Raw genomic sequence first — 17,428 nt, 5'->3', positions numbered from 1 at the left:
ATTCAGCCAAGTTGGCTGAGTTCCTGGGCGGGCGGCCGGGTGGAGGGGGCCCGGCCGCGGGCGGGGTGGTTACGCGTCGAGGGCGCGGAGCTGGAGCGTCTCGACCTGGGAGGCGAGGGCCATCACGTGACCGAACAGCGGGTCGTTGAGGGCCTTGTCAACGCCGATGGCGGACGGGTACGAGGTGGCAACCCGGTGCAGGTTCGCGTGGACGCCGGCGTCGTGGAGCGCGGAGAGCATCTGCTGGCGGGCGCGTTCGTAGCGGGCGGCGGCGATGCCGTACTCGTCGCGGTGGTGGGCGGCGGTCGTGGCGGAGGTGCCGGCGGCGGTGTCGACGAGGTTGTTCCAGGTGTCGGTGACGGTTTCGGCGGCGGCGATCTTCTGGTCGCGGGTGCTGCTGGTCTTGCGGTTGATGGTCTGGGCGGTGGCTTCGGCGGTGAGGCACGCGTCGAGGGCTTTGCGGATCTTGGGGGCGAGGAGTTCGCGGTCGGCGGGGATCTGGTACATGACGGTGCCGCGGCCGGCGGGGTTGACGCCGACGGTGTGGAGGTTGAGCTGCACAGGGTGCTCCTTCGGTTGGTTAGTTCTGCAGGCTGTTGGCGATGCGGGTGATGAGGTCGGCGACGTCCTGCGCAACGTCGGCCCGTTCGTCGGCCGTCACCCACAGGAGGCCGGTGAGGATCTCGTCGACGCCTTCGGCGAGGTGCCAGAGCGAGGGGTCGTGGTCCTCGGTGCAGGACTCGCAGATGCGGGCTTCGGTCGGGGTGTCGGGGTTGATGACGACGGCCACGACGCGGTGGTCGTCGTCGAACTCGCCGAGCACGGGCTTGTCGCAGAGGCCGCAGGTGCCGTCGGGGTCGGCGGCGCTGTTGACGCCGATGCCGAGGTCGGGGCGGAGCTTGCGGGTGAGGATTGTTCCGTCGGGGGCGACGGCATTCATGAGGATCTGCAGTTCGACTTGCTCCTCGGGGGTGGCCATGTCGAGGAGTGCCTTGAGCGGGGTGCCGGCCGGGCTGGCGGCGGCGTACGGGGCGGTGATGGCCTGGATGCGGGTCATGGCGGTGACCTGGTCCTGGAGGTGCTGGGCGGCGCGCTTGTGGTAGTCGCGGCCGGCGTGGAGTTCGGCGGGGGTGGCGTCGTGGAGGAGCTGGTCTTCGGCGGGGGTGAGGGGGCTGCCGTCTCGGTGGGTGATGCCGGTGTTGGTGGTGGTGATGGTTTCGACGAGGCCGATGAGTTGGGCGACGACGTGGGGGCGGATGGCGGGCTGGGTCATGGGGGTCTCCGTTCAGGTTGCGCTGGGGGCGGTGGTGGTGTTGGTCAGGTGATCGAGGCGGTCCTGGTGGCGGGTTGCGAGGCCGACGGTTCTGGCGGCTGCGAGCCGGAGTCGGGTGGCTTTGCGGCGGTTTCGCCTCGCGGCTGCGTCGGCGATCTGCCGTCGTACGCGGTCGCCGGCGAGGGCTGCGAGGTCGATTTGGTGGAGGGGTGGGTCGGGGGAAGTCATGCCGCCTCCCTCACCTGGTCGGTCGCCACACGCTGGTCGAGCCGTTTCAGCAGGACGTAGCTGAGGACCATGCGCTTCGCCATCTGGGCGACACAGGCCCGCTGGCAGCGTCCGCACGCCCTGCCTGGGTTCCCCCGTCGGTGTTGGCACGCCTCGCTGAGCGCCCGGTGCAAAATCCGACGTTCTTCCTCGCCCCGGCGAACATCCTCCGGAGGGGGGTCAGTCGCTGGGACGGCGGTGGCGTCCATGAGGAGCTGGCCCAGAGGCGAGAGCGGGGCCTTTGCGCGCATCGGAGCAGGGCAGCTCGCCTTGAGCATCTTGACCAGGTTGCTGGCTATCCCTCGCCGCCGGAACTCCGGAGTGATGTAGATGAGCTCGATGGCTCGGTGGACGGTGTCGATGGAGCAGAACCCGATCAGGGCCGCGCCGTCGTGGACGAGGAAGGTGTTCAGGTAGGCCGCTGCGGGGTACCCGTCGGCGAAGTCATGGGTCCGGTCGAGCTCCTCTCTCAGGTACGCCTCGTACATCGCGATGAGACCGGCGGTCTCGGCTGCGGACTCGGGGACGTACCGGGTGATTCGTATCGCGTCGAGCATGTGATCTCCTGAAGTGTCTGGTTTGGGCGGCTCCGGACCGGTTCGCTCCGGAGCCACCTCGAAATCTGGGAATTGTGGGACGTGGTTGCCTGCGGTCAGCGCTTGGGCTTGACGGCGACCAAGGGGTGGACCGCGAAGGTCGGGGATGGCTTCCTGCCTCGCCGATGGGCCAGCTCAGGATCGGGAGGATAAATATCAATCCATCCCAAATCGGACAATTCCTCTATTACTGCATGCACCTTTTCGGCGTCCCGCGCCCAACTGCGGCCCTTGACCCCCTGCCAGACGTCGCGAATCGAGGCGTCGGCCAGCGGGTCTGTGCGGCCGCGGAGCCACGCGAGGACATCTCGCATCGGGGTGACGTTGCTCTCCGGGTCCTCGCCCATCAGGTCGAAGACGGCCTTGGCGTGGGCGACGAAGTAGTCCGTCAGTGCGATGCAGTCCGTGATGGTCTGCGCGTTGATCGCGGTGGCCGTCGGGTCCTCGTAGAGGGTCAGGCAGGCCGCGATGCGAATGACGTTGCCCCGGAACTTGCCGGCCCAGTCGGCGATGGAGTGCAGGTCGCCTCCAGGCTTCCGGCGGCGCCCGAAGTCGTTGTAGAAGGCCGCGAACACGGCTCGGGCTTCGTCGTCCAGCTGCATCGTGACGACGCTCGGCGTGTTCCAGACCTTCGTAACCACTGCACGGAGGCGCGCTTGGTACTCCGCCTCCAGGTGCTCAGGGATGTCCGGAGTGTCGAAGCTGTCTTCGTCGACGTCCTGCGGCATGCAGAACAGGAACCTGCCGAGCATGCCGTTCTGCCTGAACTCCGGGTTCTTGCGCTCGATGCCGGCGACGATGCCCGGCTGCACGATCAGGCCGAGTGACAAGAAGGTCGACGGCATGCGATGGCCAGCCCGGGACACGCGGTCGATGGTGTAGGGGCCGCCGCTGTACGCCTCCAAGAGGAGGTCCGTGTTGGCCTGACCGTTCTTCGAGTACATGCCGGCCGCCACCTTGAAGAGGCCGCCCTCGGACGCGAGCGTTCCGATCCTGCCGTTCTGGTCTCCCATGACCCTGCCGATGGCCTCCAGAGTGGCGTCACGTACAAGGATCTGCGGGACCTTCGGACCATCGCCGAGCTCGGCCAACCGCATGCGGTACGACTCGGCCTCGGCCTTGAGCTCTTCGACGGTCGGGTTCGGTCCGCTTCCGCCACGGCGCGGTTTCCCACCATCGGCGATGCGCTCCTCGGCCTTCTTCATCTGGGCAGTCAGGATCCGGATCTCCTGCGCGGCAGCCTCCACGTGGTTGGTGGCGCCGTCGATCAGCTCCGTCTCGATGTCCCGAAGTGGACCGGCTGCCGCATCCAAGGCAGGCGTCTTTCGGGCGGACGACTCCGCGAAGCCCGCCATCCACAACGCGGTGATCTCCGTCCACCGCTGCTTGACGAGCACCTTGCGACGCCCCCCGGTCGCCGTGGAGATGGTCGCCAGGGTGGCGAACGCGACCAGGTCGACAGGGACCTGCAAGCACTCAGCGGCAGCCTCGACGTACTTGCCGAGCGACCCCAGGCGCTGAGTCGGGAACGGCAACAGCGGGACTCGGTCAACCGGGACAGGGTTCTCCCATCCAGGCGCCCCCGATGACGTCCCAGAATTCCCAGAATTGGCGGCGATCCCCGCACTGCTGACCGATTCGTCACTCTTTGCGGTGCTATCGGAGTCGCCCAGGTCCACCGGGATGAAGTCCGCGAAAGACTTGCCCGCGTCGAGGTGATCGGTGGCATCGTTGCCCACCGCCGCTTCGACGGCGCGGGCCGGCACCCCAACTCGGCGGAGTGAGGCCATGATCTTGGCGGCATGCTTCCGCCCGGCGGCGTCCTTGTCCGCAATGACGACGACCTCGGAGCAGCCGACCAGGAACGAGCTGAACTCGTCGGTCCACTCGCCGCCGCTCCCGCCGAGGTTGCACGTGGCGACCCCGCCGGCCCGCAGGATGGAGTCGACGTTCTTCTCGCCCTCCGCGATCGCGACGAGGCCACCGGCGCGAGCCTCCGCGAGGATCCGCGGGAGGTTGTACGGGACACGGCGGATGCCCTCCACGCCCTTGTTGCCGTTGGCGTCCACCGTCGAGAAGGACTTGGCCTTGCCGTTCCAGCCCGGCTCCCACCGCTGCTGGGTCATGAGGACCACGCCGTTCTCGTCCGGGTACGGGTACTCGGCGACCTTGACGGGGCGGGCCTGGCGCGGGCGCTGGACGGGGAGGGATCGGGTCGGCTTCTCGTCGTACAGGTCGGGCATGCCCAGTCCGATCCGGCTGATGATGTCGGGGGTTGCCGCGGGGCCGCAGACTCGGCAGAGCACGAGCATGCGGTCACGGCCGTTGTGCTTGGCGTCCACCGACGGGTGGTGGTCGTCGTGGACGGTGCACTGGAAGGTCAGCCCGGTCCGGGTCGGCTTGTAGGGGATGCCGTGGCTTCGGAGGGCGCCTTCGAGCTGCTCCCGGGATGCGCTCACCGGCCGCCCTCCTGCTTCTGCTTGGCGACGTCGTCGGCGAGCGCGACGATGGCGGTGCACCAGCGGCGACCGGCGGCGCGGACGGCGCGGGGGCTGGGCTGCTGTTCGAGGTCGGCACGGACGACACCGAGGAAGACTTCACGGCTGGCGCGTTCGGCTTCGTAGCGCATCCACGCTTCGTCACCGACCGGGGTGCGCTTGCAGCCGCGCGGCCAGCTTCCGGGGACGTGGCTCTTGTTGGCCTCGCTCGGTACGCTGGTCATAACCCCTCCAAGGGATTTCGAGCACCCGCCGGTCAGGACCCGGCGGGTGTTCTGCGTGTAGCTCACGTGAGAGCTCCTGGCGTTGGTCGGGGCCGGGGCAGGTGGAGGGTCCTGCCCCGGCGGGGTGGTCAGGCCTGGTCGTGAATGCGCTGCAGCTGGCGGGCCAACTGGCAGAGGTGGAGCGCGTACTGCTCAAGGTCGGCGGCGAACGCGATGGCTTCGGCGGCGCTGAGTTCGGTGCCGGCGCCGTGCCAGCCGACAGAGATGACCGGGGGCGTGGGCTCGTAGCCGGGGCCGCTGTCGAAGATCGCCAACCTGGCGTCGAGGAGCGGCTCGCCGTCGGTGTGGTGCGGGGCGGCGACCTCGAACATCGGCCCGAAGTGGTCGAAGTGCGGGCCCTGCCCGGTGCACCGGCCGCCAAGCTCCGCGCAGCTGCCGGGGTGGTTGCGGTCGACTCTGCCCTGTCGGTGTGTCATGATCTCCCCTGGAGTAATCGTGAGTCCGGTTCGCTTTCCTAGGGCCGGCCGGACTGCGGGCTTGGCCTCGACCCCATTGGTCGGGGCCTTTCGCTTTGCCGGGTCAGGCGGTGTGGCGGCTCGGCATCGCGGTGAAGATCGAGCGGAGCAGGGCCCGCTGCTGGGGGCCGAACGGCGGGGCGGTGTCGACCTTCGCCTTGATGTGCTTCCAGTACTCGACCCGGGCGATGTCGCCGGCTTCTTCCGCCTTGGCGATCTGCAGGTCGGCGTACGTTGGCGGGTCGCTCGGCTTGTAGGCGTCGCTCATGCCGCGCTCGCCAAGCAATTGCCAGCCATCCATGCGTCTACGTCTCGTCGGCGGTAGCGGACGCGCCCACCCTTGCCGGGCGACAGCTTCGTGAAGCGGGGCCCCGTCCCACGCCACCTCTTGTCCTTCAGGGTGGAGACGGTCAGCTTGGTGATCCTCGCCACTTCTGCCGGCGTCAACAGTTCGTCGGGATCGAGTGCGCGCACTGCGTGCACAGACATGGACACCTCCAAGAATCGCAGCGATTACTGCGATAGCTAGAGAGTACGGGACTGTCAGTAGCGCCTGCAAGGTCTCGCATGGGATGCTGCGAAAATGACAGCGAATACTCCCGGTGATGCGTCCCGGCAGGGCTGGGGGCCAACCAGCCGGCAGGTAGCAGCGAACCTGTTGAGGCTCCGTAAGGCCCGCGGACTATCTACGACTCAGCTCGCTGCCTCGCTTAAGAGCCTGGGCCAGCCGGTGCCTGCCACCGGGATTACCCGCGTCGAGAAGGGCGAGCGTCGAGTCGATACCGACGACCTGGTCGCCCTTGCCCTCGCGCTGAACGTGTCGCCGGCCGCGCTGTTGTTGCCAGCCGACTGGAGCGATGCACAGGTGAAGCTGGCAGAGAACTTCGAGACCTCGACGCGTGTTGCTTGGCTGTGGGTGGAGGGCCGCGCGCCCGCCTCTTCCTTCGGCACGGAGAGCGAGATGCATGTCGTCGAGGACGATGACGACAAGGAAGCCGAGTACTGGCGGCAGCGAGAGGAATTCGAAGCGCTGACACACCCGCCACAGCGACGCCGTGCGGCACGCCACCCGGCCACACGCGCAGCTCGGCAGGTCAGCGACGCGATCGATCACCTTGTGATCGCAGCCAACGCCAAGGACAAGACGTCCGCTACCAAGGAGCTCAAGGCAGCAAAGCTCCGAATGCGGCAGCTGGAGGCCGAACTTCTACGCATGGAGCTCGACCTTGAAGCCGACGAAGGCTGACGCAAAGACGAAGGCTCGGCGGGAGGAGTGCCTCCGCCGAGCCTTCGTCCTATCTGTGCCTGGCCTAGGCAGGCGGCTTCCACGTCACGTCGATCGTGGACGCGTCGAAGTAGCTCGTGTCGATTCCCGGGCGGTACCCCTTCGGCCGGCCGCGCCGCGACTTGTTGATCACGATCGACACTACCGCCTCGACCACCTGGCGCCGCCGATCGAGATGCAGCGTCGGCCAGAGCTCCCCCATCGCGGCACCATCCCCAAGCGGCAGCGAGGCGAGGACACTCGTCGACGCCCGGCCGCCCATCTGAGCCGTCACGGCGTTGAGCCGCTGCCGGGTGATCGCGGTCATGTCGAGCATCTGCTGCCGGGTGATCAGGTCCTCCGCGAAGTCGGCGGCGATCGTGTCCAGCTTGGTCCGCAGGATCCCCGCCTTTCGAGCGAGGTCCGTGTGCGGCTCCGCGGCATCGACCGGCTTGAGGTGCAGCTCGGCGGCATCCGGGCGCGACAGGCGTTCCACCACCAGGTCGGTGATGAACTCGTCGAGCCGATGGGCGTCTCTGATGACGTGGCTCGGCCCTTCCGTGCACCGGTAGGCCGGCAGGGAGGCCCGACCGAGCTTCTGGGCCTTGGTGTTGCCCCCGACGCCCTTGGAGCCGCCCCGGACCGGTGCGCCGCACCAGCAGTGGGCAAGGCGGCTGAGGAGCCACACGCGGCCGTTCCCTGTGGTGGTGCGCCGGGCAGGGTTCTCCAACACCGCCTTGCAGGCCCGCCACGTCTCCTCGTCCACGATCGGAGGCCAGTCAGCCTGACCTGCAATCTCGGAGCGCCTTTTGCCGTCCAGCCCGATGGCACTCACTTCCAGGAGGCCGGCGTTGCGCGGACGGAGGAGAAGCTTGCGCAGCTCCTCGGGCTTCCACTCACGGCTCTCCGGTTCACCGCGGGTGCCGTCTTCCTGCCGGAAGCGTCGCGGCACGGTGCGCACTCCGGCCTCCGCCCAGGTGCGGCAGATGGATCGCAGGGACTCTCCGTCCACAATCGCGAGTGTGGCCTGCTCGGTGTACCACGCTTCACTGCCCGGCTCGTTGATCGAGCGCGTGCCACACCCCTGGCAGGTGCGGTCGTTCCCGAAGCCCTCGCGGGAGCCGCAGGAGGGGCATACGAAGCCGCGGGGGGCCCGCCCGTCGGCCTCGTAACCGAACGGGCGCGGTCCGCCCCTGTAGGCGCCCTTCGCGGCCGCCGCGTCCTTGGCGGCCTTCACTCGTTCGATGAGGTGGGCAACCTCGTGCTTGCTGACGGATGCCTGGATCTCGGCGGTCATGATGCCGGACGCGGTAGAGAGGTCGATGATGCCGGCCTTGCAGGTGCGGATCATGACGTTGCGTTCCTGGACGGCCTTGACGAGGTCCTCCAGGTCTGGGAGGCGTCGGTACAGCCGGTCGGTGTGCCAGGCAAGTACCGCGTCGATCTGGCCGGTGCGGATGCCGTGGAGGAGCTCCCGGTAGCCGGGGCGCGGCTTGCCGGCGTACGCCGAGATGTCGTTGTCGATCTGAACGTCGACGACGGTCCAGCCGAGTTCCTTGGCCAGGGCCCGGCAGTCGGCCTCTTGTCGCTGCACGTTGGCGGCCCTGCCGGTGGGGTCGCTGCTGAGTCGGCAGTAGATTGCCGCCCGGACCGGGGCGGTCTCGGCTGTGTCGGTCATGTCGCCCAGCGTACTCTTAAAGGCGCCCAAGATGAATGCTTGACAGGTCGTACCCGCTTCCGCTCTTCGGGACCGAGGCCGGGGTGAGCCCGACCGTGAGCTTGCGCTGCGGCCATTTCTCGCCGCTGTTGACCACGGCGGCCCGCACCCGGTCGCGGGCCTCCAAGAGTGCCTTGTCCGCCAGGCCGACCAGGCTGAATGCGGCGATGCCGGGCTCCAGGTCGGCCTGGACCTCGACGACGACACCGTCGACGCCGAGCAGGGCGACCGAGCAGGTACGGGCGAAGGCCATGTCACACCGCCCCGCGCAGGTGCTCGACCTCGGCTGCGCCCTTGACCCGGTTGACGACGGCGACCAGGTCGATCCGGACGCCGCCCGGCGGTGGGGGTGCCGGGTCCCCCGCGGTCCCGTCGACGGGCGGCTCGCCCGGAGCACCGCGACCTGACGTCTGCTCGACGACGTGCGCGAGACGGGAGAAGTGGACCGGCCAGCGCTCCGCCAGCCAGCGCTCGGCGAGGCGGCGCAGACGGTCGGCCTTGGTCTCGTCGATGCCTTCGCTGGGCTGTTGGAAGCCCCGCTCGGAGCGGGTCTTCACCTCGCAGACCGCGATCGTGTCCCCGTCCAGCGCGACGATGTCGAGCTCTCCGTCCGGGCACCGCCAGTTGCGCTCCAGGATGCGCAGGCCGCCCTCGGTGAGTCGTCGGGCGGCCACCTCTTCGCCGTAGCGACCGAGGCCGTTGTTGGAACTCTGCACGGCTGTCACCTCCGGGTCGGGAGGTTGCCGTGGTCGCGGCAGGCAAGCCAGTGTCCACCGGATTCCTGTGGACAACTCGGGGTTGTGGACAACCGGGGTCACCCGCGGGGGTGAGAATCCGGCTCGCCTCTGGACAGGGGCAGTGGGGGTCGTTCAGTCTCGTGGCCCGGGCACCCCCGTCCCGGGTTGCCGCCGCTTCGGGTCGCCGCCCCGGTCAGTTGTTGCCGAAGGCCGAGTCGTCCGACGGAAGCTCCAGGTCGCTCTTGGCGAGCTCCTCGATGTTGACGTCCTTGAAGGTCAGCACCCGGACCTTCCGAACGAACCGGGCCGGCCGGTACATGTCCCAGACCCAGGCGTCCGCCATCGACACCTCGAAGAACACCTCGCCCTGCACCGAGTGCACCTGCAGGTCGTAGTCGTTCGTGAGATAGAAGCGTCGTTCCGTCTCGATCACGTACTTGAACAGGCCGACGACGTCCCGGTACTCCCGATAGAGCTTGAGCTCCATCTCGGTCTCGTACTTCTCGAGGTCTTCGGCACTCATTCCAAGCGTCCCCTCAACTCGTCACGTCCACCCCATTGTGGACCACCGCAACCGTGCTCAGAGCGTGACCGGCGGTACTGGCGGCCCTCCGGAGAGCAAGCGCTCGACCAAATCGGCCAGCCCCGCCGGGTACACGGTTTCGCCGGTGGTCCGCAAATCGTCCACCGTCCACCAGCGAGCCGCCGTCAGCACGGCGTGTTCATCCGCGCCGCCTCCCGTCGGTTCCACGTCGGTCCGCACCGTGCGGGCCAGGTGGAACCACTGTTCCTGCTCGAATTCCTGCCCTCGGAAGGAGAAAGCAGTCATGCCGTACGCCACCAGTGGACCGATCTCCACCCCGGTCAGCCCGGTCTCCTCGGCCAGCTCGCGCCGGGCCGCCGCCACCGCGTCCTCGCCGGCCTCCATCCCGCCGCCCGGGGTGATCCACCAGGTCACGCCCGGGACGGCCGGGTCGAAGCCGTGCAGCAGCAGGATCCGGTCGGCCGCGTCCAGCAGCAGCACCCGCACGGCCCGACGCCGTTCCACCGCCACCTGGATCACCTCCGTCCTGAAGCTCTGGGCCCGCGTGGGCCCGGGGTCAGGCCCTCCGCCCGCGGAGGCGCCGGACCAGCTGGACCACGCCGCCTGCGGCGGAGGCCAGCACCACCGTCGCCGCACCGCCCGCCGCCGCCCAGGCGGCCGGCACAAGCGGCCCCGACTGGTGCGCCGGCTCGCCACCGAGCCCGTCGAACGCGGTCGTCCGGCTGTGCGTCCCCGCGCGGGAGAACGGCAGGAGGACGGCCTCCACCCGGGCCTGGACGCCGGTGGCCGGCACCGTGCCCGCCGCCAGTTCGAGGTGGCTGCGCGAGTCGAGCGAGTTGGTCCGGTCGTCGCCGAGCAGGAAGAGCCGCCCCTCGGGCACGGCCACAGAAAAGGCCACCGAGAGTATCGGCTTGTCCTCGAGGTACGGCTCGCGTACGGGCTTGCCGTTGACGGTCAGCCGCCCCCGCTCGTCACCGGCGACGGTGTCGCCGCCGACCGCGACCACGCGCTTGACCATGGGCTCGGCGCCCCAGCTGTCGTCCTGGAAGACCACGATGTCGCCGCGCCCGACCGACCCGCCGTCGGCCTTCCGGGCGAGGACGGTGTCGCCGATCGCCAGGGTGGGCGTCATCGACGCGGTCGGGATCTTGTAGGGCCGGTAGTCGACGGCGATCAGCGCGGATCCGCCGACCATCATCACGAACCCGAGCGCGATCACGAGGCCCTGGACGACCGAGGCCGTGCTGCGGCGGGTACGGCCGGCCGGACGGACGGACGTGGTCCGCTCCGCGACACTGCTCATCGCCTTGGCCCTCTCCTCACCGGTTGGCGCTCCGGACGGAGACGCCGACGTGTCCGGCGGTCGCAGCCTGCCGGAGCAAAAGCTGCGGGCCGTGGCACGTGCGAGCAGATTACTCACGAGTACCACGGCCCGCGCAAGCCTTCGCAGCAGATCAGCGGAAGCGGATCCGCGGCGGGAACAGGCTCCGGATCCGCGCCGACGGCACCGGGTCGGAGACCCGGTGCCGGGCCGACCTCAGCGGCGGCGCCGGCGCAGCAGCCAGACCGCGGGCACTGCCGCGGCGGCCCCGGCCAGCGGAGGGGCGAACGGCGCGGCGGCGGAGAGCCCCTTCTGGTCGAAGGTGGCCGGCACCGGCAGCGTCGCCCAGTCACTGATCGGCCACGCGACCACGAACGCCCGGCCGACCACGTTGTCCACCGGCACCGTGCCGCCACCCGGCTGGTCCTGGTGGAAACGGGAGTCCAGCGAGTCGCCGCGGTGGTCGCCCATCACCCAGATGCTGCCCTTCGGCACGTGCACCGGCCCGAAGGGCTTCTCACCGCAGGGGGTGTTGCCCGGGTAGATGTACGGCTCGTCGAGCGCAACGCCGTTCACCTTGACCGGCCCGGTGCCCTGGCACTCGACGGTGTCGCCACCGACCGCGATGACCCGCTTGATCAGGTCCTTCTCGTCGCTGGAGGGCATCAGGCCGATGAAGCTGAAGACGTCCTGGATACCGCGGACGAAGGCGTTGTCGCTCCGCTGGGCCGGCTCGTCGTTCAGCCAGCCGCCCGGGTCACGGAAGACCACGACCTCACCGCGCTCCGGCTCGGAGCCGAACCAGGGGGTGAGCTTGTCCACCAGGACGCGGTCACCGACCTGCAGGGTGTTCTCCATCGATCCCGACGGGATGGAGAACGCCTGGACGAAGAAGGTCTTGATCACCAGGGCGAGGATCAGCGCGATGCCGATCAGGATCGGCAGTTCCTTCCAGAAGGACCGCTGCTTGGGACGCCTGGTGGTGCCCTCCTCGCCGCCCTCCGCCGTCTCGGCCCGGTCCTCGCCCGTGCCAGTTCCGTCCAAGGAGTCGCCCTCCATGCCATCCGACTCGCCGGGGCCGCTCACATGCTCCCCTTCGGGCTCCGGGGTGCCCGAACGAGCACCGATCACCAGATCCCCCACGACATCTCCTCCCTGCTGTGCGGACGCCCGCGCGCCCGCGCTCCTCAGTGCCGCACAGCGGGCACCGCACTTCGTGATCGGCCCTCGGCCCGCCTCAGACCTGCCCGTCATGGGCACGCCCGACACCGGCGCCGATCCGAGCACTTCGGCACTTCACTTCTCTATCACTCCCGATCGACGTGCCGGAGCCCCACGCGCCGACGGGGTGAGTTCGCCGGGTCGCCCGCCGACCCCGAATCAGGTCCCGCGGCTGGCCCTCCGGCGCCGTGCCAAGGCCGGAAGCGCACCCAACACACCCATAACGAGCGGAGGTTCCGCAGGATCCGGCCGAACGGCCCCCGATTCGCCCGCCGCCCTGGTCGGCAACGAGGAGAGTGAATCCGGCACTTCGAGTTGACGGAAGTGCGAGAGCGGCCAGGCGACCACGAACGCGCGGCCCACCACGTCCTCGACCGGAATCGTCCCCGAGCCGGGATTCGCCATGTGGTAGCGGGAGTCGGCGGAGATGTCCCGGTGGTCGCCCATCACCCACAGCCGGCCCGCCGGGACCGTCACCTTGAAGGTCAGCTTGGACGGGGCGTTGCCCGCGGCCAGGTACGGCTCGTCGAGCGGCTTCCCGTTGACGCTCAACTTTCCCTGCGCGTCACAGCACTCGACGGTGTCACCCGCGACACCGATGACCCGCTTGATCAAGTCCCGCTCGTCCTCGGACGGGAGGAGACCCGCAGCCGACAGCACCCCCTTCACCCGGCGCATCGCCGGTCCGTCCGAGGAGGGCTTGTGGTCCGGTTCCAACCAGCCACCGGGATCCTTGAACACCACCACGTCGCCCCGGCTCGGCTCATTGCCGAACCACGGGGTCAGCTTGTCCACCAGGACGCGGTCGCCGATCTGCAGGGTCTGCTCCATCGACCCGGAGGGGATCACGAAGACCTGCACCAGGAACGTCTTCAGCACCAGCGCGATGACCACGGCGACGACCGCGATCAGCGGCAGCTCGCGCAACAGCGAGCGGCGCTGCCGCTTGGCAGCCCGCTTCGCGGTCCGTCGGCGCTCGGCCCGCCCCCGCGGGACGTCACCGCCCGAGCCCCCGCGGGCCCCGTTCGCACCCCCACGCGTGCCCGTCACGTCCGCGTCGGCCCGGGAGCCGCCCGACCGGCTCTGCTGAACCCCGGCCGAGGACCGGCCCTTACCCCTGGTCCCCATGCCTACCAGCCCTCCCTGTCGCGGCGAAGGCGGCAGGCCGCTCCAGCGAAGTCCACCGGCCGACCGGGAAGACCACCCAGTCCGCGCGGCCGATCACCTTGTCCTCCGACACCGTCCCGCCACCCGGCTCGCCGAGGTGGTCCCTGGAGTCGCGGGAGGCACTGCGATGGTCACCCATCAGCCACAGCTCCCCCTGCGGCACCACGATGTCGAACGGCACCGAGGACGCCGCGTCCCCCGGGAAGAGGTAGTCCGACTCGTCCAGGGCGACCCCGTTGACCCGGAGGCGCCCGTCCGAGCCGCAGCAGGTGACCCGGTCCCCGCCCACGCCGATCACCCGCTTCACAAAGACCGTGTCTCCAGCCGGCGCCAGCCCGAGTCCCGACAGGACACGGCGCGGCGCGGCCGGCTCCGCCGCGTACGGAAGGAACGACCCGATGCCGTCGAAGACCACCACGTCGCCCCGCTGGACGTGCCCGCCGAAGGCGTACGCCAGCTGGTTCACCACCAACCTGTCGCCCGGCTGCAGCGTGCCCTCCATCGAGCCCGACGGCACCGCGAACGGCCGGGCGACGAAGGCGTTCACGACGAGCAGCACCGCGACGCACACCGCCGCCAGCCACAGCAGATCGCGCGTCCAGCGGTGGCCCGCAGGCTCTCCGGCAGCGGCGGAGTCGTCCTCGGAGCCGGTCACGGCTCCATCGGCCGCGGAACCGCCACTGGCGTCGGCACCGGCCTCCGGAGCCGCGGCCGCTTCCGCTTCCGCTTCCGCCACGACCGTCCCGGTCGTCTCGGCCACGGCCCCACGAGCGACCGCGACCTCAGAAGCGGCCACGCCCTCAGCCTCGGAAACGACCGCGGACCGCGACGGCCGGTCCGCCCCCGAAGGGACAGGACGGCCATCGCGGTCCGCAGGTGGTTCGTGCGTGCTCATCGGGCTGAGCTTATCCTCACGGCGTACGCCGTTCGGAGGCCCCGTCCGGGCTGAGCAGGAGCGCAGCCGATCAGGCGTCGCGCTTCTCCTTGATCTTCGCAGCCTTGCCGCGGAGGTCACGCAGGTAGTACAGCTTGGCGCGACGAACCGCACCGCGGGTCACGACCTCGATCTTCTCGACGACCGGGGTGTGCACCGGGAAGGTGCGCTCGACACCGACGTTGAAGCTGACCTTGCGAACGGTGAAGGTCTCACCGATGCCGGCGCCGTGACGACGGATGACAACGCCCTGGAAGACCTGGACGCGCGAGCGGTTGCCTTCGATGACCCGGACGTGCACCTTGAGGGTGTCACCCGGACGGAAGGACGGGATGTCGGTGCGCAGCGAAGCCGCGTCGACAGCAGCGAGCTTGTTGCTCATGTTGCTCTCCATCGCAGGCGCCACGGGCCGCCCACGGAAATTCGTCTCAATGGGAAGGTGTTGCGGGTCGCATCGGCTGACGATGATCCCCCCGTGGCGGGGGCACCGGTCCACGTGACCCCTTGCGGGAGCCCAGCGACAGACAACAGTCGCCTATTCTTCCACAGCCTCGGTCGCGCTCAGAAATCGGCCTTGCTGCTCGTCCCACGCCAGGCCGAGCACGCTGAGCGCCTCCCGCTCCTTCTTGCTGAAGTCGGCACGCTGCCAGCGGGCGACCAGGTCGGGCCGGTTGGCGAGGGTGCGGGCGAATGCTTGCTCCCGCCGCCACTGCGCGATCTTGCCGTGGTGGCCGCTGAGCAGGATCTCGGGCACCTCCCGACCGCGCCACTCGGCCGGCTTGGTGTACACCGGGCCCTCCAGCAGGTCGGCCATGGCGCCCGGGGCGAAGGAGTCGTCGCGGTGCGACTCGGCGTTGCCGAGCACCCCCGGCAGCAGCCGGGCGATCGCCTCGACCATCACCAGGACGGCGACCTCGCCACCGGCCAGCACGTAGTCGCCGATCGACGCCTCGACCACCGGCATCCGGGTGGCCGCCTCCTCGATGACCCGCCGGTCGATGCCCTCGTACCGGGCGGGCGCGAAGGCCAGCCACCGGCAGCCGGCCAGCTCCTGCGCGAGCTCCTGGGTGAACGGCCGGCCGCTCGGGGTGGGCACCACCAGGGTGGGCACCTCGCCCTCGGGCCCCTGGTCCAGCACGGAGTCCAGCGCGGCGCCCCACGGCTCGGGCTTCATCACCATGCCGGGGCCGCCACCGTAGGGGGTGTCGTCGACGGTCCGGTGGATGTCCGTGGTCCACCCGCGCAGGTCGTGCAGGTGCACGTCGAGCTGGCCACGGGCACGGGCCTTCCCGACCAGGGAGACGTTCAACGGCTCCAGGTACTCGGGGAAGATCGTGACGACGTCGATCCGCATCTCGCTCACGCCGACTCGCTCCCGCCCTCGACCTCAGCCTCGACATCGGCCCCAGCCCCAGCCCCAGCCCCAGCATCGGCACCGACACCGGCATCGGCATCGGCCTCACGGGAGCCGGCCACCACCGCGTCCGCCGGTTCGATCAGACCCGCCGGCGGGGTGATGACGGCGCGCTGGTTCTCCAGGTCGACGGTCGGCACGATCTGCGAGACAAACGGGACCAGCACCTCGGTGCCGTCCGGCTTGGTGACGGTGAGCAGGTCCTGGTACGGGAGGTGGACGACCTCGGTGAGCTCGCCGACCAGGGTGCCGTCGGTGAGGACGACGTCCAGGCCGATCAGCTGGTGGTCGTAGTACTCCTCCGGGTCGTCCGGGCGCTCCTCGGGGTCGACCTCGGAGATCAGCAGCGTTCCGCGCAGCGCCTCGGCGTCGTTACGGTCCTTGACTCCGGCGAAACGCAGCAGCAGCCGCCCGCTGTGGACGCGGCCGGACTCGACGGTCAGCGGGCCGACCGAGGCCGGGTCGGTCATCAGCACCGCGCCCGGGCCGAGCCGGAGCTCCGGCTCATCGGTGCGGACCTCGACGCTGACGTCACCTTTGATGCCGTGGGCACGGCCGATCCTGCCGACGACGAGCTGCACGGTGATCGTTCTCCAAGCGGATGAGCGGACGGGAGGGGAAGTGAACTGGGAAGAACAGGAGGGGAGAGGCGTGGAGCGGGGAACGCAGAAGGACCGACCGGGACGTCACGTCCCGGCCGGTCCTCACATCCTGTGGTCGCAGGTCAGCGGAGGCTGTCCACATCGACCAGGTCGACCCGGACGTTGCGTCCGCCCAGGGCGCCGACCACGGTGCGCAGTGCGCGCGCGGTCCGGCCGCCCCGGCCGATCACCTTGCCCAGGTCGTCGGGGTGCACCCGCACCTCGATGGTGTGGCCGCGACGCAGGTTGCGCGAGCGCACCTGCACCTCGTCCGGGTGCTCGACGATGCCCTTCACCAGGTGGTCGAGGGCTTCCTCGATCACGCTCAGGCCTCGGTGGAAGCGGCCTCGGCCTCGTCAGCCTTGTCCGACTTCTTGGCCTTCGGGGTGATGGCGACACCGGTGGTGGCGTCCTCGAAGCCGGCGACGGCCTTCGCGAACAGGTGCGAGAAGTCCTCGACCTTCGGCTCCGCGACCTTCAGCGGTTCCGGAGCCGGCAGGCCCTTGAACTTCTGCCAGTCACCGGTCAGCTTGAGGATGGCGAGCACCGGCTCGGTCGGCTGGGCGCCGACGGACAGCCAGTACTGGGCGCGGTCGCTGTCGACCTCGATCTTCGAGGGGTTGTAGGTCGGCTGGTAGATGCCGATCTCCTCGATCGCGCGGCCGTCACGCTTGGTGCGGGAGTCGGCAACGACGATGCGGTAGTGCGGGGAGCGAATCTTGCCGAGACGCTTGAGCTTGATCTTGACTGCCACTGGAGTGGGTTCTCCTGAACTTGACGTGGGTGAGCAGCACCGACCCTCGCGTGGGGTTGCGGGGTGGGCCGTTCAAGGGACACGCCAGCCTTTAGGAGAGAGGGTCCTGCTCGGCTGCCGAGTACTCAGCTGTCCATTGTGCCACACGGGGGCAGGTCGGACTGACCGCAGGCCCCCGGGGAGAGCGCGGCGCAGGCACCCCGAAGAACGCGCAGCGACAGCGCCCGGACGGGGAGCAACGCCCGGGGAGAGCGGCAGCAGCAGAGCACGGCATTGCCGATGACACGGCGAAAGCCCGCGGCCACGGCACGACCACGGCACGACCACGGCACGGCCACGGC

Annotated in this window: 22 protein-coding genes and 1 pseudogene; 1 reads left to right on the top strand and 22 read right to left on the bottom strand. The window is 69.6% G+C overall.

Translation table 11 applies throughout. The features are described 5' to 3' along the window. Positions 1 to 69: 69 nt before the first annotated feature. From ABEB06_RS25100 to ABEB06_RS25065, 8 genes are all read right to left on the bottom strand, one after another. Positions 70 to 561: a hypothetical protein gene (locus ABEB06_RS25100; protein WP_345699146.1), complete on the bottom strand. Its 492-nt coding sequence runs from the start codon at positions 559 to 561 to the stop codon at positions 70 to 72. Positions 562 to 580: 19 nt separating this feature from the next. Beyond that, positions 581 to 1,273, bottom strand: coding sequence for a hypothetical protein (locus tag ABEB06_RS25095; RefSeq protein ID WP_345699145.1), 693 nt, complete (start codon positions 1,271 to 1,273; stop codon positions 581 to 583). 224 nt (positions 1,274 to 1,497) lie between these two features. Further along, positions 1,498 to 2,097, bottom strand: a complete 600-nt coding sequence (locus ABEB06_RS25090) for a GNAT family N-acetyltransferase (protein ID WP_345699144.1) — start codon at positions 2,095 to 2,097, stop codon at positions 1,498 to 1,500. Between the two features lie 95 nt (positions 2,098 to 2,192). After that, positions 2,193 to 4,595 (bottom strand): DUF3987 domain-containing protein, encoded by a 2,403-nt coding sequence (locus ABEB06_RS25085; protein ID WP_345699143.1) that lies wholly within the window; start codon positions 4,593 to 4,595, stop codon positions 2,193 to 2,195. Then, a complete protein-coding gene (locus tag ABEB06_RS25080) occupies positions 4,592 to 4,858 on the bottom strand; it encodes a hypothetical protein (protein WP_345699142.1) in 267 nt (88 codons plus the stop codon). The genes ABEB06_RS25085 and ABEB06_RS25080 overlap by 4 nt, the downstream gene beginning before the upstream one ends. 128 nt (positions 4,859 to 4,986) lie before the next feature. Next, the gene (locus ABEB06_RS25075; protein WP_345699141.1) at positions 4,987 to 5,334 is read right to left on the bottom strand and encodes a DUF6907 domain-containing protein; all 348 of its coding nucleotides are present in this window, start codon (positions 5,332 to 5,334) and stop codon (positions 4,987 to 4,989) included. A gap of 103 nt (positions 5,335 to 5,437) precedes the next feature. Beyond that, on the bottom strand, positions 5,438 to 5,641 hold the full coding sequence (locus ABEB06_RS25070) for a hypothetical protein (RefSeq protein ID WP_345699140.1): 204 nt from the start codon (positions 5,639 to 5,641) through the stop codon (positions 5,438 to 5,440). Then, positions 5,638 to 5,862 carry a helix-turn-helix transcriptional regulator gene (locus tag ABEB06_RS25065; protein WP_345699139.1) on the bottom strand — a complete coding sequence of 75 codons (225 nt, stop codon included), beginning with the start codon at positions 5,860 to 5,862 and terminating at the stop codon, positions 5,638 to 5,640. Before ABEB06_RS25065 ends, ABEB06_RS25070 begins: the two co-directional genes overlap by 4 nt. Before the next feature lie 94 nt (positions 5,863 to 5,956). Between ABEB06_RS25065 and ABEB06_RS25060 the strand changes: the two genes are divergently transcribed. Next, the gene (locus tag ABEB06_RS25060) at positions 5,957 to 6,619 is read left to right on the top strand and encodes a helix-turn-helix domain-containing protein (protein ID WP_345699138.1); all 663 of its coding nucleotides are present in this window, start codon (positions 5,957 to 5,959) and stop codon (positions 6,617 to 6,619) included. 64 nt (positions 6,620 to 6,683) lie between these two features. Here ABEB06_RS25060 and ABEB06_RS25055 read toward each other — a convergent pair whose 3' ends face one another. From ABEB06_RS25055 to rpsP, 14 genes and pseudogenes are all read right to left on the bottom strand, one after another. Then, positions 6,684 to 8,315 carry a recombinase family protein gene (locus ABEB06_RS25055; protein ID WP_345699137.1) on the bottom strand — a complete coding sequence of 544 codons (1,632 nt, stop codon included), beginning with the start codon at positions 8,313 to 8,315 and terminating at the stop codon, positions 6,684 to 6,686. 40 nt (positions 8,316 to 8,355) lie between these two features. Continuing rightward, positions 8,356 to 8,607: pseudogene (locus ABEB06_RS25050) on the bottom strand (magnesium chelatase domain-containing protein); the annotation flags it as partial. 1 nt (position 8,608) lies between these two features. Then, positions 8,609 to 9,079: a YraN family protein gene (locus tag ABEB06_RS25045; RefSeq protein ID WP_425559691.1), complete on the bottom strand. Its 471-nt coding sequence runs from the start codon at positions 9,077 to 9,079 to the stop codon at positions 8,609 to 8,611. 205 nt (positions 9,080 to 9,284) lie between these two features. After that, positions 9,285 to 9,614: a DUF2469 domain-containing protein gene (locus tag ABEB06_RS25040; RefSeq protein WP_345699135.1), complete on the bottom strand. Its 330-nt coding sequence runs from the start codon at positions 9,612 to 9,614 to the stop codon at positions 9,285 to 9,287. A gap of 57 nt (positions 9,615 to 9,671) precedes the next feature. After that, a complete protein-coding gene (locus tag ABEB06_RS25035; RefSeq protein ID WP_345699134.1) occupies positions 9,672 to 10,115 on the bottom strand; it encodes an NUDIX hydrolase in 444 nt (147 codons plus the stop codon). A gap of 76 nt (positions 10,116 to 10,191) precedes the next feature. Continuing rightward, entirely contained in the window at positions 10,192 to 10,938 is a 747-nt protein-coding gene (lepB, locus tag ABEB06_RS25030) for a signal peptidase I (protein ID WP_345699133.1), read from the bottom strand. Between the two features lie 234 nt (positions 10,939 to 11,172). Further along, the gene (gene lepB / locus ABEB06_RS25025; RefSeq protein WP_345699132.1) at positions 11,173 to 12,099 is read right to left on the bottom strand and encodes a signal peptidase I; all 927 of its coding nucleotides are present in this window, start codon (positions 12,097 to 12,099) and stop codon (positions 11,173 to 11,175) included. Between the two features lie 237 nt (positions 12,100 to 12,336). Then, positions 12,337 to 13,104, bottom strand: a complete 768-nt coding sequence (lepB, locus tag ABEB06_RS25020) for a signal peptidase I (protein ID WP_425559690.1) — start codon at positions 13,102 to 13,104, stop codon at positions 12,337 to 12,339. 184 nt (positions 13,105 to 13,288) lie between these two features. After that, positions 13,289 to 13,999, bottom strand: coding sequence for a signal peptidase I (lepB, locus tag ABEB06_RS25015; RefSeq protein WP_425559689.1), 711 nt, complete (start codon positions 13,997 to 13,999; stop codon positions 13,289 to 13,291). Between the two features lie 310 nt (positions 14,000 to 14,309). Then, positions 14,310 to 14,660, bottom strand: a complete 351-nt coding sequence (gene rplS, locus ABEB06_RS25010; protein ID WP_345699131.1) for a 50S ribosomal protein L19 — start codon at positions 14,658 to 14,660, stop codon at positions 14,310 to 14,312. Between the two features lie 153 nt (positions 14,661 to 14,813). After that, positions 14,814 to 15,632 (bottom strand): tRNA (guanosine(37)-N1)-methyltransferase TrmD, encoded by an 819-nt coding sequence (gene trmD, locus ABEB06_RS25005; protein WP_345701975.1) that lies wholly within the window; start codon positions 15,630 to 15,632, stop codon positions 14,814 to 14,816. A 5-nt stretch (positions 15,633 to 15,637) separates the two neighbouring features. After that, on the bottom strand, positions 15,638 to 16,273 hold the full coding sequence (gene rimM, locus ABEB06_RS25000; protein WP_345699130.1) for a ribosome maturation factor RimM: 636 nt from the start codon (positions 16,271 to 16,273) through the stop codon (positions 15,638 to 15,640). Between the two features lie 143 nt (positions 16,274 to 16,416). After that, on the bottom strand, positions 16,417 to 16,656 hold the full coding sequence (locus ABEB06_RS24995; protein WP_014138265.1) for an RNA-binding protein: 240 nt from the start codon (positions 16,654 to 16,656) through the stop codon (positions 16,417 to 16,419). Positions 16,657 to 16,658: 2 nt separating this feature from the next. After that, positions 16,659 to 17,087 (bottom strand): 30S ribosomal protein S16, encoded by a 429-nt coding sequence (gene rpsP / locus ABEB06_RS24990; protein ID WP_345699129.1) that lies wholly within the window; start codon positions 17,085 to 17,087, stop codon positions 16,659 to 16,661. Positions 17,088 to 17,428: the final 341 nt, after the last annotated feature.

The sequence above is a fragment of the Kitasatospora terrestris genome, assembly GCF_039542905.1.
GTDB lineage: Bacteria > Actinomycetota > Actinomycetes > Streptomycetales > Streptomycetaceae > Kitasatospora > Kitasatospora terrestris.
This window is presented reverse-complemented; position numbering and strand designations above follow the sequence as displayed.